Raw genomic sequence first — 16,172 nt, forward strand, 5'->3', positions numbered from 1 at the left:
GTATGAGCAGCCAACAAGTATTGCGCGTCGAGGGGTTGTCCATCGAACTGCCGCCGGGCGCGGACCGCAGCCATGCGGTACAGAAGATCGACCTGGATGTGCGCAAGGGCGAAATCCTCTGTGTGATCGGCGAGTCCGGCTCGGGCAAATCGGTGCTCTCCGGGGCCATTATGGGCGACTACGCCAAGGGCCTGCGTCACAGCGAAGGGCGTATCGATTTCCTCGGCGAGGACATCTGCAGCATGCCCGAAGCGCAGTTGCGCGGCCTGCGTGGCAACCGCATCGCGATGATCTTCCAGGAGCCCATGGCGGCCCTCAACCCGGCGATCCGCATCGGTCGACAAGTGGAGGAAATCTTCGAGATCCACGCCCCGCAGATGGATGCGGCCGAGCGGCGCGAACGCATGCTCGCGTTGCTGGAGTCGACCCAGTTGCCGGAGCCGCCACGGATCGCCAACAGCTTTCCCCATCAGCTTTCCGGCGGCCAATGCCAGCGGGTGGTGATCGCCATGGCCCTGGCGATGAACCCGGACCTGCTGATCGCCGACGAACCGACCACCGCCCTGGATGTCACCACCCAGGCCCAGGTCCTCAAGCTGATCCGCGAACTGCGTGGGCGCGGCCAGCACGGCATCCTGTTCATCACCCATGACTTCGGCGTGGTGGCGGAAATCGCCGACCGCATCGCGGTGATGGAAGGTGGTCGGGTGGTGGAAATCGGCGAGCGCGATCAGGTCTTGCAGGCGCCACGCCACGCCTACACACGCAAGCTGATCGCCGCGGTCCCGGCGTTGAATCCGGAGCTGCACGCGCCCTGCGCCGACGGTGAGATCGCCCTGCGGATCGAACACCTGAACAAGACCTACCACGTCGAAGGGCGTCAAGTCTGTGCGCTCAAGGATGTCTCGCTGCAACTGCCGAGGGGCAAGACCCTGGCGATTGTCGGCGAGTCCGGCTCGGGCAAGAGCACCCTGGTCAAGGCGGCGATCCGCCTGGTGGACAGCGACAGCGGGCATGTCTGGCTCGGCGACAGCGACTTCCTCGCCCTCAAGGGTGAGGCACTGACCCGGGGCCGGCGGCAGATCCAGATGATTTTCCAGGACCCCTACGGCTCGCTCAATCCGCGCCATCGGGTCGGCGACATCATCGCCCGCGCCGCGCAACTGCGGGGCCTGTCGGCCAAGGATGCCTGGATCGAAGCCGGTGATCTGCTGGAACAGGTCGGCCTCAAGCGCGACGCCCTGAAACGCAAGCCCCGGCAGTTCTCCGGCGGCCAGCGCCAGCGCATCGGCATTGCCCGCGCCCTGGCCATGCGCCCGCAGGTCCTGATTGCCGATGAAAGCGTCTCGGCCCTGGATGTCTCGGTGCAGAAACAGGTGCTGGAATTGCTGGCCGAGCTCCAGCAACGACTGAACCTGAGCATCCTCTTCATCACCCACGACCTGCGCGTGGCGGCGCAGATCAGCGATCACATCGCGGTGATGCGCCAGGGCGAAGTGGTCGAGTACGGCACCGCCGAGCAGGTACTGCTGCACCCTCGACATGGCTATACCCAGACCCTGCTGGCCGCCGCGCCCGGGGCGTCGGTGCGACCGCCAACCCAGGCGGGACCGGCACCGGGCCTGAGTGCCGCCGGCGGCTGATCCTCCCGGCCCGCTACCATCTGGACGTTGCTCGCAGCCTCCGTCGTAGCGGGCCCTACCCCTTTCATCCAGACCACGCTTTTGCCGTGGCCGGGATGGCTGTTGCCAACAATAAACCTAGAGAAGAGACGGAGCGACCATGAACTTGAACACCACCCGGGCCTTGCGCTCATTAACCCCGCTGGCGCTGTTGGGCGCCCTTTCCACGCCCGCAATGGCGATCCAGGTCACCGACAACCTGGATATCGGCGGTGCTGTCCGCTATCGCTGGGACTACGCCCCGGATCGCGATATCCAGAAGTTCGACTTCGACACCGCGTTCCTCACCGCCAAGTACAACTCCGACACCTGGATCGCCGCCGCCAAGTACCGCTTCTACGGGCGCTCCTATCCGTACCAGTACACCGATCGTATCGGCGCGGTGCAGTTCGCCGAGACCGCCTGGGTCGGCTACAAATTCAACCCGGACCAGCAGGTGCAGGTCGGCCTGAACCAGATTCCGTTCGGCCTGCAACCCTACTTCGGCAGCACCTTCTATGAAACCCTGGGCAACGTGGTCGGCCTGGAAGACGTGGAAGAAGTCGGCGCCAAATACATCCAGCAGAGCGGCGACTGGAACCTGCAAGCCGGTTTCTACCTGCGCCCGGCCCTGCAAGGGCGCGGCACCAGCAACGGCGACACCTACTCCACCGTGGTCTCCCGGGCCGACAGCTATGTGACCGATGGCAGCAACAACCAGGAACACAACACCGCCGTGGTGCGCCTGGCCAAGGCCATGCAACTGGGTAACTGGAAATCCGAGGTGGGGATCTCGGGCCTGACCTCGACCCTGGAAAACCGCGACACCCGCGAAGACGGTCGACGCAATGCCGTGGCCATCCATTACCTGGGCAAGGACGGTCCGTGGGGCCTGCAATTGCAGGCGGCGCGCCAGCAGATGTCGCCACGCAATCCCGGCAGCAACGAGGTGGTGACCTTCGGCGGCTATGACGGCACCTTCAACGTCGCCAGCCGCGGCAACCTCTATGTCGCCGACCTGAGCTACGACGTCGACGGCAAGTACCTGCTTGACCAGATCAGCGGGATCAAGCTGTATGCCAACTACAGTGCTTTCGACAAATCGGCGGATGACTTCAAGACTTCCCAGCGCCTGATCCTCGGCACCTCGTTCTCGGTGAGCAAATTCTGGGTCGCCACCGAATGGCTGATCGGCAAGAACGATCCTTACATCGGCGGCAGCAGCTATACCCAGAGTCTTGCGGCCGGCGGGACCGATCTCTGGAAAAACCAGCTGTATGTGAACATCGGTTATTACTTCTGAGGGTGCTGCTTGCGGGTGACAAGAACGTGAGTCTTGCAGCGCACTCACGGGCGTTATCGCCGGCAAGCCGGCTCCTACAGGTGGGTGCTCGTCCACGAGATTGCATCGTGTTCGAGCACCCACCTTTTACCTCCTCATTTCGTTGCGCATCTTTGTGGGGGAGCACCTGGGCTCTCCCACCTTTTTCCATCCCCACCGTTTTTTTAACTCACTCCCGCCAAGCAACGCTTGCATCGGCCCGCCGCTGATAGTCAGATACGTCCTACATAGAAAACACTTCAAAGAACAACAATAAACCGACTCCACGCTGGCCGATCCCGTGCTTCAACACGGTGTTTCGCAGGTGTGCGCCAGCCGGTCCGGAGTATCCATTTCATGCGTCAACTGCCCTCGCTGAACATGCTCCGCGTGTTCGAGGAAGTCGCCCGGCATCGCAGCTTCAGCCAGGCCGCCGCGTCTCTGAACGTGACCCAGGGCGCGGTCAGCCGACAGATCAAGCAGCTTGAAGATTACCTTGGCGTCGCGCTGTTCGTGCGCACGCCGCGGGGCTTGTCACTGACCGAATCAGGAACGGCATTGTCACCGCAGTTGGGCGATGCCTTCGACCATATCGAACGTGCCCTGCAAGCCGTGCGGGTGCCTAACCTGCGTCAGCGCCTGCGCATCCTCGCGCCACCGACCTGGGCCACCCGCTGGTTGTCGGCGCATCTGCGAGCGTTCTGCCAGCGCTACCCGGATATCAGCCTCAGCGTGACCAACCAGGCCAGTCATGACAGCCTGGCCGAGGTCGACTGCCAGATCCGTTTCGGCCTCGAGGCGGACCCGCATTGCAGCAGCCAATTGCTGGTGATGGAGCGGCATATCGCCGTGGCGAGCCCGGAGCTGTTCGAACAGGGCGAGGCGCCGGATCTGCGCCACTCGCCCCTGCTGCATATCCTGCACGACGGCAAGCGCCTCAAGGTCTGGGAGAACTGGCTGGCGGCCATGGGCCGTGAAGACGTGGATGCCCGGCAAGGGCTGGAATTCAGCACCCTGGACCAGGTGATCAACACCGCATTGGCCGGTGGTGGGCTGGCGGTGATCGACCGGCAGATGATCGTCAAGGAACTGGCCAACGGCAGCCTGTTGCCCATCACCCCGGTGGAGGTGGTCGGGCCGTATGGCTATTGGCTGGATGTGGAGAACGACAAGCAGGGGTTGTCGAAAGTGCGGCTGTTTACCGAGTGGTTGAGCCTGGTGAGCAATCCCTGACTCAAGGCCCGATGCAATCCCCGGCCGTTTTCCGAGGCAACACAAAAAAGAAGAACTGAAACCCGCTACCGCGCCCTTCCCACGCCCCCCTGTAGGAGCGAGCTTGCTCGCGATGGTCGTGAACGATAACTCGGGGCGCCTGATACCCAGCGGCGCCCTTGCGTCCATCGCGAGCAAGCTCGCTCCTACAGGGTGTGAGGGGGCGACGGTGCCTTAGAGGCCGCCCATCAACAGGTATTTGATTTCCAGGTAGTCGTCCAGACCGTAATGCGAACCTTCACGTCCCAGGCCCGATTCCTTGATGCCGCCAAAGGGCGCCACTTCGGTGGAGATGATCCCTTCGTTGATCCCCACCATCCCGGCTTCCAGGCCTTCGGCCATGCGCCAGACGCGGCCGATATCGCGGCTGTAGAAATACGCCGAGAGACCGAATGGCGTGTCATTGGCCCGACGCAACACCTCGGCCTCGTCCTTGAAGCGAAAGCACGCCGCCACCGGACCGAAGGTCTCTTCCTGGGCGATCAGCATGCCGTCGCCGACTTCGGTAAGGATGGTCGGTTCGAAAAAAGTCCCGCCGAGGGAATGGCGACGACCGCCGCACATCAGCTTGGCACCCTTCTCCAATGCATCGCCGACATGTTGCTCGACCTTGCTCAAAGCCGCGCTGTTGATCAACGGCCCCTGCTCGGTTTCGCCGTCCAGCGCATTGCCGACCCGCAGCGCCTTGACCGCCTCCGCCAGCTTGGTGGTAAAGGCCTCGTACACGCCATCCTGGATGAAGAAGCGGTTCACGCAGACACAGGTCTGCCCGGTGTTGCGGAACTTCGAAGCCATCGCGCCCTTCACGGCCGCGTCCAGGTCGGCGTCATCGAACACGATAAACGGAGCGTTACCACCCAACTCCAGCGAGACCTTTTTCAAGGTGTCGGCAGCCTGGCGCATCAGCAGCTTGCCGGTGCGGGTCGAACCGGTGAAGGACAGCTTGCGCACCACCGATGACGCTTGCAGCGCGCCGCCGATAGCCACCGCATCGCCGGACACAATATTGAACACACCGGACGGAATCCCCGCCTGCTCCGCCAGTACCGCCAGGGCAAAAGCCGACAATGGTGTTTCTTCCGAAGGCTTGAGGATCATCGTGCAACCGGCGGCCAGGGCCGGGCCGACCTTGCGGGTGACCATCGCCAGCGGGAAGTTCCACGGAGTGATCGCCGCGACCACACCGATGGCTTCCTTGGTGACGATGATCCGCGCATCGGCCTTGTGGCTCGGGATTACATCGCCATAGGCACGCTTGGCCTCTTCACCGAACCACTCGAGGAAACTGGCGGCATAGACCACCTCGCCCATGGCTTCGGCCAACGGTTTGCCCTGCTCGCGGCTGAGCAAGGTGGCGAGCTCACGCTGGTTGCTCAGCATCAGTTCGCTCCAACGTTTGAGGCGCACGCTGCGATCCTTGGCGGTCAGCTTGCGCCAGGCCGGCAAGGCGCGCTCGGCGGCGGCAATGGCCAGGACGGTTTCTTCAGCGCCGGCGCGTTGGACATCAACGATCAACTCACCATTGGCCGGGTTCAGCACCGGGTAAGTCGGCCCGCCGCTGGACCATTGGCCATCGATGTAGTTACCGGTACGGATCAACTCGCTCATGCCACGGCCTCGGTCAAGGTGAAAGCTGCCTCGGCCGGACGGGCCGAGCGCAGGATACGTTTGCCGGCGGTGTAATCGTTGATCACATCGCACGGGGTGTAGTTGCGTTCCAGCTCGTACAGCTCGTCGGCGTCCAGGCGGGTCTCCAGGGCCGCCAGGGCACTGTCGAACTGCTCGGTGGTGTCGGCGCCCACCAGCATGCAATCCACGCCCGGGTGATTGACCACCCAGGACTGGGCGATCTGCGCATTGGATACACCACGACGGCGGGCAACGCGCTGCACCGAATGGGCGATTTCGAAAGACGCTTCGTCGCTGTACATCTGCTGAGTGAAAAAGTCCGTCTGGTTGCGGGTCGACTGCACGTCGCCGGTCAGCAGGCCGCGCGCCAGCGGGCTGAACACCGAGACCCCGAGGCCCTGATCACGGCAGAACGGCAGCATCTCGCGCTCTTCTTCGCGGTAGGCGCAGTTCAGTTGCAGCTGCATATTGATCGGCTTGACCCAGCCATTGCGCTCGCAGGCCATGAGGATCTTCGCCAACTGCCCGGTGAGCATGGTCGAGACGCCGATATAACGAGCCTTGCCGGAACGCACGATGTCGTTCATGGCGCTCATGGTTTCCTCGACCGGCGTGTTCACGTCGAAGTAATGCAGCATGAAGACATCGACGTAGTCCATATCCAGGCGTTTCAGGGACGCGTCGATGCTGTCCATGATGTGCTTGCGCGAATGGCCGCTGGCGTTGATCCCGCTGCGGGTGCCGTAGCCGACCTTGGTGGTCACTACAATGTCTTCGCGACGGGTCAGGCGCTTGAGAATGCGCCCCACCACTTCCTCGCCGACGCCGGCGGAATAGAAGTCCGCCAGGTCGATGAAGTTCACCCCGTTGTCCAGCGCGTGCTTGACGATCGGTTCGCTTTTCTTCTCATCGAAGATCCACGGTTTCCAATCCGGCGTACCCATGTTCATGGTACCGAGGCACAGCTTGGAAACCTGCAGGCCGGAATTGCCCAAACGAATGTATTGCATGGCGCGGACCTCAGGCTTTCGGGGTGTAGAAAGGGTTGGCGATGTGGTTGACCACATCGGCGAGCTGGGCACGTACCGGCAAGCCGGTCAGGGCGGCGCGGATTGCGGTGCGGCAGGCGTTGTAGTTGTTCAGGTAGACCGCATCGAGGTCATCGCAGGAAGGGTTGACCCAGTTGGCGGTGACGATGGCCCACTCGTCCTCGGCCTCGGCCGGCAGGGTGCCGTCGAGCAAGGCTTCGAGCACGGCCTTGGCGATCCCGGCCTGGGACGCGCCCCAGGTGGCATTGCCGTGGAAGTCGCTGCCGATGGCGGCCTTGTTGACGTAGAGGGTCATCGGCTTGACCGGGATATTCGGCTGGGCGATCACCATAAATGGGCAATGACCCTGGCTTGGCGACGCCAGGCTGTTGGCAAAGGCCTGGCCGGCAGGGCCGTTGCGCGGACCGATCAGAATATTGATATGGGCGGCGTTCACGCCGGGGCCTTCGAAGCCTTCGCCGATGTACAGGTCTTGTTCTTTCATGGGTTTTATCTCGCGGACGCAGGGAATTGAGGGTGATCAGAAACGCGCACGCGCCCTGGGGTACGAACGGTCAAAGTCGGGAAACGCATAGCGCAGCAGAAAGCTGGCGAGGACGCGGCAGTGGGGCTGGGTCATGGTGCAAACGCTCTTTGTTTTTATGAGTGAGCTGGTGTTTGCGCTTTTTTATCACTGGGGCTGGAGGGGGCTGTAACCATTAAAAGTCATGGGGGCATGAGGTTTAGTCATGGCCCCGATCATGGACGAACACACGCCATGGCCGGGGTCATCCCCAGCCACGGGCACAGGCCGACAAGAAGGCGCTGCCAGATCCACTGTCAGCGATAAGCAGAAAACTTGATCTGTATGGCTCCCGACGCGTCAAGGCCTCGCAGGCTCACCTGGCGGCTGTACATGCGCGTCGTAACAATCGCGAAATCGATCTGAAGATCATGATTGGACGCCCATTGCACTTTGGGCGATATCTCATGATCAGAAAACGTATCGCATTCGGAGGAGTAAACTTCGTAGTCAGGTTTTTTAACAACCTCGGCAACATCCAGCAAATTATCGAAAACAAAGAGACTGTCCCAACAAAATGGCGCCAGAGCCCCCCCTCCCGTATGCCAGACATGGGCAACGCTGTACCGCCCGTTAGGAGAAGGATAAACCTGGATGGACGTATCATCGCCAGAGTCGCCGCCAAAGGGTATCAAGGCCATGAAACCGTACTTCAAGACCGCAATGAATCCGATAGCCATCAATATGAATTTCAACCAGCCAATAACCCGCACCCTGCTCTCCTTGTCATGGATAAATCAAATTCTGCCGGGTTTGGTCATGCCGCGACCAAGCTGCGCCCATTCGGGCCAACCCCCTCCCTGAGCACTCACGCCCCCACAATTCACTGATATCCGCCGACACCGACAGACAAACTCCAGGCAAAAAAAAGCCCAAGCGGCTGATGGACGCTTGGGGCTTAAAAATGCATAAACCGTGGTAGGTGAACGCAGGGCAATATTAACCCACTGCGACAATCTGTAACAAGATGTTTTTCAGCTTCCTATTGACATAACCCCTTCAATAACCACATTTTTTTCATGGTTTGAGATGAACCATAATGGAGCACAAACAGTGGTTTTTTATTCCTGAAAGAAGCGGTTGGATGCTTTGATATCACCAACAACAGTATTTGCTTCGCCAACCGGAGGCGGTGACAATTGCCGTTCCATTTTCTTTCGAGGTTTGCAACATGCGTAAAGCACTTACCGTCCTGGCCCTCAGCGCCCTGTTTGCCCAAGGCGCCATGGCGGCGGGCGGCACACAGGCCGCGGTCGGCGGTGGTCTGGGCGGCGCCCTGGGCAACGTATTGGGCCAGAAGATGGGCGGCAGCACCGGCGCAGCAGTCGGCGCGGGCCTGGGCGGCGCGGCCGGCGGTGCCGTAGCAGCCAAGAAAGGCAAGAAAACCAAGGCAGCCATTGGCGGCGGCCTCGGTGCAGCCGGTGGTTCGCTGCTGGGCAACCAGTTGGGCGGCAAGACCGGAGCGGCCATCGGTGCCGGCCTCGGCGGCGCGGCCGGTGGCGCCCTGGGCGGCAAGTAACACACGGTCATTGTAGGAGCCGGCTTGCCGGCGATGGCGGTCGATTAGACGATGCCTGACCGGCCTCATCGCTGGCAAGCCGGCTCCTACAGGGATTCGCCGTGTTTTCCAGGTCCCATCAGCTTTACCCAGTATCGATCCCGCTGATATCCGCTATTGCCGAGGATCCGTTCTATTGGCGCCAGTGCCGTTTGTAAAATGGCCACCACTGCCTCACTACCGTCAGGTGAGGGGGATGTCTTTCCGGAGACCGCCATGAAATACCTTCTGTTTGTCCTGCTGTCGCTGTTCAGCCTGGTTGCCACCGCCCAAGGCGATGCGACCGCCGCCCCTCAAAGCCAGGGGGCAACCGCCAGCACCAACGCCGAACCCTATGACTATTCCGAAGACCTCGACATGGCCAAGGCCGTGCGCGCCGACAGTGCCGCCGCCTCCGATTGTGGTCCGGTGCAGGGGCACGTGATCTACGTTGATGGCCAGGGCGTACGCCACGAAATGAACTTTATCCGCCTGGGCAACGCTTGCCAGCACGGCTGATCACCATCCCCTTTTGGGAACCGGCTTGCTGGCGATGACGGCCGGATAGTCGACGCAGGGCTTACGGGCCTCATCGCCGGCAAGCCGGCTCCCACACGGTTCGATACCGCTCTCAAGATCCCATGCCCCCGTATGCCCCCATCCAGCCCGAACCTTCCCTCTGCCCACCTCCCCCCTCGCCTGAAAATACTTGCAAGTAGTGACTTGCAAATTGAAAGTCGCTCGCCTATATTTCGATCATAATATTACGCACATAATCATTGCCGCACTCCGAGGCCCCAACGATGAAAAGGACAAGCCTGGCCCACCTGCACTGCCCCGTGGCCCGCAGCCTTGAGCAGGTCGGTCAGTGGTGGAATATCCTGATCCTGCGGGACGCCTTCTACGGTCTCAGCCGTTTCGATCAGTTCCAGGAAAGCCTCGGGATTGCCCCCAGCATCCTGACCCGCCGTCTCAATGACCTGGTCGAAAACGGCTTGCTCGAACGTCGGTCCTACAACGATGCCCCGCCGCGCTTCGATTATCTGCTGACCGCTCGCGGTCGGGATTTCAGACCGGTGCTGCTGACCCTGATGGATTGGGGCAACCAGCACCTCTCACCCGAAGGCCCGGCCACCCAACTCGTCGATAGTGCCAGCGGCGAACTCGTCGAACTGGCCCTGATCGACCGTCGCTCCGGGCAGACCATCAGTCGGCGCCACAAGGTCGTCGCCGGCCCGGCTGCCGACGAGCCCATGCGTCGACGCTTTGAAAAACGCCGCCAACTGGCTGCGCAGCAATCCCCTGATATCGCTCACCCTTTCCCTGCCAACCGGTAACTCCGTCATGACCAACCTGTCCTCGGCCTCTGCCCCCGAACTGGCCGTTCAGAAAAAACCGGTGCTGTTCAAGCGCCTCCTGCTGCTGACGGTGGTCACTGGCGCAGTGGTCTTCGCCGCTTTCTACGGCCTGCACTGGTGGACGGCCGGACGCTTTATCGAAAGCACCGACGACGCCTATATCGGCGCCGATGTGACGGTGATCGGGCCCAAGGTGCCGGGCTATATCGCCGAGCTCAAAGTCACCGACAACCAGTTCGTCCACGCCGGTGACCTGCTGGTGAAGATCGATGATCGCGATTACGTCGCCGCCCTGCAAAAGGCCGAAGGCGCGGTCGCCGCCCAACAGGCGCTGCTGGCCAATCTCGACGCCACCGAGCAGTTGCAGCACGCGGTGATCAGCCAGGCCCGGGCCGGCATTGATGCGGCCAATGCGGAAACCGTGCGTTCGCGCAACGACCACGCCCGCTACGAAAGCCTGGTGGGCCGCTCGGCGGTGTCGGTGGAAAGTGCCCAACGGGTCGATGCCACCTTCAAGACCGCCCAGGCCAATGGCGCCAAGGCGCAAGCCACGCTGCTGGCCAATCAACGCCAGGTGGACGTGATCGAGACCCAGAAATTGCAGGCCAAGGCCGCGTTGATGCAAGCGGTCGCCGAACGCGACATGGCCCGCCTGAACCTCTCCTACACCGAATTGCGAGCGCCGGTGGACGGCGTGATCGGCAACCGACGGGCCCGGGTCGGCGCCTTTGCCGCGGCCGGTTCGCAGTTACTTTCCGTGGTGCCGCAACAGGGCCTCTGGGTCGACGCCAACTTCAAGGAAGACCAGTTGACCCATATGCTGCCCGGCCAGGCCGTGACCATCCGCGCCGACGTGCTGCCCGGCAAGGTCTTTCACGGCCACCTGGACAGCCTGGCCCCGGCCACCGGCGCCCAGTTCAGCGTGCTGCCACCGGAAAACGCCACCGGCAACTTCACCAAGATCGTCCAGCGGGTGCCGGTCCGGGTCATGCTTGACCAGGCCGATGGCGTGCTCGGGCAGCTGCGCCCGGGCCTCTCGGTCACCGCCGAAGTCGATACCCTGCACAACGCCAATGGCGTCGCCAGCCGCCCGGCTGACCAACGTGCCACCAGCCAACTGGTCAGCACGCCATGAGCACCCGCGCCCCGGCCAAGCCTTTCGACGCGGCGTCGATGAGCACCTCGGTCAAGGTGTTCGCCTTTGCCACCCTGTGCGTGGGTATGTTTATCGCCCTGCTGGACATCCAGATCGTCTCCGCCTCGTTGCGCGATATCGGCGGCGGACTGTCGGCCGGTACCGATGAAACCGCCTGGGTGCAGACCAGCTACCTGATCGCCGAAATCATCGTGATCCCGCTGTCGGGCTGGCTGTCGCGGGTGTTTTCCACGCGCTGGCTGTTCTGTGCCTCGGCGGTGGGGTTCACCCTGGCCAGCCTGCTTTGCGGAGCGGCCTGGAACATCCAGAGCATGATCGTGTTTCGCGCCTTGCAAGGGTTCCTGGGCGGCTCGATGATCCCCCTGGTGTTTACCTCGGCGTTCATGTTCTTCAGCGGCAAGCAGCGCGTTATCGCCGCCTCGACCATCGGTGCCATCGCCTCCCTGGCGCCGACCCTCGGCCCGGTGATCGGCGGCTGGATCACCGATATTTCCTCCTGGCACTGGCTGTTCTACATCAACCTGGTGCCCGGTGTGTTCGTCGCCGTGGTGGTGCCGATGCTGGTGCGGATCGACGAGCCGGACCTGCGCCTGATCAAGGGTGCCGACTACCTGAGCATGCTGCTGATGGCGGTGTTTCTCGGCTGCCTGGAATACACCCTGGAGGAAGGCCCGCGCTGGAACTGGTTCAGCGACAGCACTATCCTGGCCACCGCATGGATTTCCGGCCTCGCCGGGCTGGCCTTTGTCAGCCGCAGCCTGATGGTGGCCAATCCGGTGGTCGACCTGCGCGCGCTCAAGGAGCGCAATTTCGCCCTGGGTTGCTTCTTTTCCTTCGTCACCGGTATCGGGCTGTTCGCAACCATTTACCTGACGCCACTGTTTCTCGGCCGAGTGCGTGGCTATAGCGCCCTGGACATCGGCCTGGCGGTGTTCTCCACTGGTCTATTCCAACTGGCGGCAATTCCGCTGTACGCGTTTTTTGCCAACCGGGTCGACCTGCGCTGGCTGATGATGGTGGGGTTGGGGCTGTTTGCCGTGTCGATGTGGGACTTCTCACCGCTGACCCATGATTGGGGTGGCAAGGAGCTGATGTTGCCCCAGGCACTGCGGGGCATGGCCCAGCAATTCGCCGTGCCACCCACCGTGACCCTGACCCTCGGCGCCCTGGCACCGGCACGTCTGAAACAGGCTTCGGGCCTGTTCAACCTGATGCGTAACCTCGGCGGCGCCATTGGTATCGCGGCTTGCGCGACGATTCTCAATGATCGGACCAACCTGCATTTCAACCGGTTGGCCGAGCACCTGAACAGCACCAACGAAGCGTTGAACCAGTGGATGGCCACGGTCGGCAGCAACTTCGCGGCCCTCGGCCAGAGCGGCAGCGAAGGCACCACCGCCAGCCTGCAGCAACTCTGGCAACTGGCCTATCGTGAGGCGCAGACCCAGAGTTATGCCGATACCTTCCTGGTGATCATGGTCTGTTTCATCATCGCCACGGCCCTGGTTCCACTGATGCATAAAGTGAAACCACCGCCTGCGGCGGCAGCCTCACCGGACGCACATTAAGGGCACGACACGCTTCTGCGGGAGCCGCCAAGCCAACTCCCGCAGAAGCGTGCGCACATTGATACTCGTGACTCAGAAAGCAAAACACGAACAACCAAAGGCCCCCCAGAACCCCTGGAAGTCACTGACCGGCACACTCGACATCCGCGCCCGCTCATGACCGTGGGCATGCACCCCGCAAGGACCGCTGCACTGGTGCACCTGGGCCTGCAAGGGCGAGTTCGGCCGCCAGTGTCCCGGCACCTTGACCACCGGCGACCAGTCGGGGGTCACCGGCAGCGTCGGCGGCGCGAGTTTGTCGAAATCACCCGCCGCGTGCACCACCTTGCCGTCGACCACCGTCAACACTGATTCGATCCACTTGATGGCTTCGGCCTCGACGCTGAAATAGTCCGCCGACAAGGCCACCAGGTCCGCCAGCTGCCCGACCTTGATCTGGCCTTTCTTGCCCTGCTCCGAGGAAAACCAGGCACTGCCATGGGTGTACAGCTCCAGCGCGGTTTCCCGTGGCAGCCCCTCGGGATAGAGCACGAGCCCGCCGACGGTACGCCCACTGACCATCCAGTACAGCGAAGTCCAGGGGTTGTAGCTCGACACCCGCGTGGCATCGGTGCCCGCGCCCACCGGCACGCCTTCGGCCAGCATGCGCTTGATCGGCGGCGTGGCCTCGGCGGCCTTGGCGCCGTAACGCTCGACGAAGTATTCACCCTGGAAGGCCATGCGGTCCTGAATGGCGATGCCGCCGCCCAACGCCCGTACCCGTTCGATGTTTTTTGGCGTGATGGTTTCACAGTGATCGAAAAACCACGGCAGGCCATTGAACGGAATATCCCGATTGACCTTCTCGAAGACATCCAGCATCCGCGAAATGGATTCGTCATAGGTGGCGTGCAGGCGGAACGGCCAGCGCTGTTCCACCAGATGGCGAACCACCGGCTCCAACTCCTGTTCCATGGTTTGCGGCAAGTCAGGGCGCGGCTCGAGGAAGTCTTCGAAATCCGCCGCCGAGAACACCAGCATCTCCCCTGCGCCGTTGTGCCGCAGGAAGTCGTCGCCCTGGCCGTAGGTCACCTTGCCGGTCCAGTTCTTGAAATCCGCCAGCTCTTCCTTGGGCTTCTGGGTAAACAGGTTGTAGGCAATCCGTACGGTCAGTTGTTGTTTGGCCGCCAGTTCGTTGATGACTTCATAGTCGTCCGGATAGTTCTGGAAACCGCCGCCGGCATCGATGGCGCTGGTGACACCCAGGCGGTTGAGTTCACGCATGAACTGGCGGGTCGAGTTGACCTGATACTCCAGCGGCAGTTTCGGCCCCTTGGCCAGGGTCGAGTAGAGAATCATCGCGTTGGGCCGGGCAATCAGCATGCCGGTCGGCTCGCCCTTGGCATCGCGGACAATCTCGCCACCCGGCGGGTTCGGCGTGTCGCGGTTGTAGCCGACCACCCGCAGTGCCGCCCGGTTGAGCAAGGCGCGGTCATACAGGTGCAGGACAAACACCGGAGTGTCCGGCGCCGCCTTGTTCAGTTCTTCCAGGGTCGGCATGCGCTTTTCGGCGAACTGGAATTCGTTCCAGCCGCCTACCACCCGCACCCATTGCGGCGCGGGGGTACGCTCGGCCTGTTCCTTGAGCAGGCGCAACGCATCCACCAACGAGGGCACGCCTTCCCAGCGCAGTTCCAGGTTGTAGTTCAGGCCGCCACGGATCAGGTGCAGATGCGAGTCATTGAGGCCGGGGATGACGGTGCGGCCCTTGAGGTCGATTACCTGGGTGGTGCTACCGCGCAAGGCCATGGCCTCGCCGTCGTTGCCCACGGCGATAAAGCGACCGTCCTTGATGGCTACCGCCGTGGCCTTGGGTTGGGCGCGGTCGACGGTGTGCAAGCGGCCGTTGTGCAGAATCAGGTCAGCGATCACATTGCTCATATCAGTTCTCCTTGCTTGACGGAATGTAACGGTCAGCGAAATCAGTGGTTGGCCGGTTGCAGCCAGCGGCTGAACAGGCGGGTCACACGGGGCATGAACACATAGACCACCAGCAACACGATGCTCAAGGTGATCAGCACATTGGCTTGCACATAGCCGCCCAACCAGGGCAGCAGCGTGAACAGCGGGCGCCACAACATCGGTACGACAAAACTCAGCGGCAGGATCACCAGGAAGGTCACGCAGGCCTGCTTCCAACGCGGCACCGGACTGGGCGAACCGACTTCGGCCGGGGTGAACCAGAATTCGCGGTCGGCGTTGATTTCGGTCTGGTCGCCGTCGGCCAGCATGGGCTGGGCCTCTTCTACCAACTCACGACGGTCATTGGAGTCCAACCAGTGTTGCAGTTGTTCGGTAGAGGCAAAACGCAGCACGCTGGTAAACAACGTTTGCCCGTGGCTATGCCCACGCACCACATCGACACCGAGGTGCCCCGGATAACTGCGCGCCATGGTGACGATGCGCCGTAGCCAGGTTTCATAGGCCTGGTCCTGGCCTTTCTTGATCCGATGACGGACCAACAGGGTCACCACGCCATCCAGCAATTCGATATTCATGGATGAAGACTCCCCGGGCGGGTGAACGCGCTGAAACGCCGCTCCAGAGCGATGCTCCCGGAACCACCGATCAGCAAGGCGACGAAGACGATCAGCAGCAACCAGGCGAATTGCCCTTCGGCCAGGCTCCACTCCGGGTGTACCCACACCAGTGAAACCAGCAGCAGGAACAGCACCGGCAGCGTAGCCAGGCGGGTCAACAGGCCAAGGATAATCAGCAACGGGCACAGCACTTCGGCGAAAATCGCCAGGCTCAGGGTCAGGTGCGCCCCCAGGCCGAAAGGGTCTTCGATCAATGTCAGTTGATGTTGGAAATCCAGCAGCTTGGGCAAGCCATGGACCCGTAACAACAAGGCCGAACCGGCCAGGCGTAACCAGAGCAGCGCCCAGTCAGCCGAAGTGCGAGAGGACAACAAGGGGCGAGTGACCATGTCAGGTATCCCTGTGAAGGCTTGAGGCGATGAGGTGTCGGGCGCGACCCACGCGCCCGACTCACGTCACTACTTGGCTTGGCGTTGCGGC

General features: G+C 62.2%; 15 protein-coding genes. 8 read left to right on the forward strand and 7 right to left on the reverse strand.

Going from position 1 to position 16,172, the window contains the following annotated elements:
- The first annotated feature begins 2 nt into the window (after nt 1-2).
- The 3 genes from M5C71_RS31760 to M5C71_RS31770 all read left to right on the forward strand — a co-directional run bounded on the left by M5C71_RS31760 (nt 3) and on the right by M5C71_RS31770 (nt 4,215).
- Nucleotides 3-1,643, forward strand: coding sequence for an ABC transporter ATP-binding protein (locus tag M5C71_RS31760; protein WP_248769560.1), 1,641 nt, complete (start codon nt 3-5; stop codon nt 1,641-1,643).
- 139 nt (nt 1,644-1,782) lie between these two features.
- The gene (locus tag M5C71_RS31765) at nt 1,783-2,964 is read left to right on the forward strand and encodes a hypothetical protein (RefSeq protein ID WP_152737536.1); all 1,182 of its coding nucleotides are present in this window, start codon (nt 1,783-1,785) and stop codon (nt 2,962-2,964) included.
- A gap of 375 nt (nt 2,965-3,339) precedes the next feature.
- On the forward strand, nt 3,340-4,215 hold the full coding sequence (locus tag M5C71_RS31770) for a LysR substrate-binding domain-containing protein (protein WP_248769561.1): 876 nt from the start codon (nt 3,340-3,342) through the stop codon (nt 4,213-4,215).
- A gap of 213 nt (nt 4,216-4,428) precedes the next feature.
- Here the strand turns inward: M5C71_RS31770 and M5C71_RS31775 are convergent, their stop codons facing one another.
- From M5C71_RS31775 to M5C71_RS31790, 4 genes are all read right to left on the reverse strand, one after another.
- Nucleotides 4,429-5,862, reverse strand: a complete 1,434-nt coding sequence (locus M5C71_RS31775) for an NAD-dependent succinate-semialdehyde dehydrogenase (RefSeq protein ID WP_248769562.1) — start codon at nt 5,860-5,862, stop codon at nt 4,429-4,431.
- The gene (locus tag M5C71_RS31780) at nt 5,859-6,893 is read right to left on the reverse strand and encodes an aldo/keto reductase (protein WP_100943542.1); all 1,035 of its coding nucleotides are present in this window, start codon (nt 6,891-6,893) and stop codon (nt 5,859-5,861) included. Before M5C71_RS31780 ends, M5C71_RS31775 begins: the two co-directional genes overlap by 4 nt.
- Nucleotides 6,894-6,903: 10 nt before the next feature.
- Entirely contained in the window at nt 6,904-7,416 is a 513-nt protein-coding gene (gene fae / locus M5C71_RS31785) for a formaldehyde-activating enzyme (RefSeq protein WP_100943543.1), read from the reverse strand.
- A gap of 335 nt (nt 7,417-7,751) precedes the next feature.
- Nucleotides 7,752-8,207 carry a hypothetical protein gene (locus M5C71_RS31790; protein WP_248747960.1) on the reverse strand — a complete coding sequence of 152 codons (456 nt, stop codon included), beginning with the start codon at nt 8,205-8,207 and terminating at the stop codon, nt 7,752-7,754.
- 458 nt (nt 8,208-8,665) lie between these two features.
- On the opposite strand from M5C71_RS31790, the gene M5C71_RS31795 reads away from it, so the two are divergent.
- The 5 genes from M5C71_RS31795 to M5C71_RS31815 all read left to right on the forward strand — a co-directional run bounded on the left by M5C71_RS31795 (nt 8,666) and on the right by M5C71_RS31815 (nt 13,113).
- Nucleotides 8,666-9,013, forward strand: a complete 348-nt coding sequence (locus M5C71_RS31795; protein WP_040069550.1) for a hypothetical protein — start codon at nt 8,666-8,668, stop codon at nt 9,011-9,013.
- 255 nt (nt 9,014-9,268) lie between these two features.
- Entirely contained in the window at nt 9,269-9,550 is a 282-nt protein-coding gene (locus tag M5C71_RS31800; protein WP_248769563.1) for a DUF2790 domain-containing protein, read from the forward strand.
- Nucleotides 9,551-9,834: 284 nt separating this feature from the next.
- Nucleotides 9,835-10,368 (forward strand): helix-turn-helix domain-containing protein, encoded by a 534-nt coding sequence (locus M5C71_RS31805; protein WP_248769564.1) that lies wholly within the window; start codon nt 9,835-9,837, stop codon nt 10,366-10,368.
- 7 nt (nt 10,369-10,375) lie between these two features.
- Nucleotides 10,376-11,524 (forward strand): HlyD family secretion protein, encoded by a 1,149-nt coding sequence (locus M5C71_RS31810; protein WP_177103392.1) that lies wholly within the window; start codon nt 10,376-10,378, stop codon nt 11,522-11,524.
- Nucleotides 11,521-13,113, forward strand: a complete 1,593-nt coding sequence (locus M5C71_RS31815; RefSeq protein ID WP_103499376.1) for a DHA2 family efflux MFS transporter permease subunit — start codon at nt 11,521-11,523, stop codon at nt 13,111-13,113. Before M5C71_RS31810 ends, M5C71_RS31815 begins: the two co-directional genes overlap by 4 nt.
- Before the next feature lie 72 nt (nt 13,114-13,185).
- Here the strand turns inward: M5C71_RS31815 and M5C71_RS31820 are convergent, their stop codons facing one another.
- The 3 genes from M5C71_RS31820 to M5C71_RS31830 are packed head-to-tail and all read right to left on the reverse strand — an operon-like array spanning nt 13,186 to nt 16,081.
- On the reverse strand, nt 13,186-15,024 hold the full coding sequence (locus M5C71_RS31820; RefSeq protein ID WP_248769565.1) for an amidohydrolase: 1,839 nt from the start codon (nt 15,022-15,024) through the stop codon (nt 13,186-13,188).
- 50 nt (nt 15,025-15,074) lie between these two features.
- Complete coding sequence (locus M5C71_RS31825; RefSeq protein WP_103498327.1) at nt 15,075-15,650, reverse strand: antibiotic biosynthesis monooxygenase; 576 nt, start codon at nt 15,648-15,650, stop codon at nt 15,075-15,077.
- Nucleotides 15,647-16,081 carry a DoxX family protein gene (locus tag M5C71_RS31830; RefSeq protein ID WP_103498326.1) on the reverse strand — a complete coding sequence of 145 codons (435 nt, stop codon included), beginning with the start codon at nt 16,079-16,081 and terminating at the stop codon, nt 15,647-15,649. Before M5C71_RS31830 ends, M5C71_RS31825 begins: the two co-directional genes overlap by 4 nt.
- Nucleotides 16,082-16,172: the final 91 nt, after the last annotated feature.

This window comes from Pseudomonas sp. MWU12-2345 (assembly GCF_023242385.1).
In the GTDB taxonomy this organism is placed as follows: domain Bacteria; phylum Pseudomonadota; class Gammaproteobacteria; order Pseudomonadales; family Pseudomonadaceae; genus Aquipseudomonas; species Aquipseudomonas gingeri_D.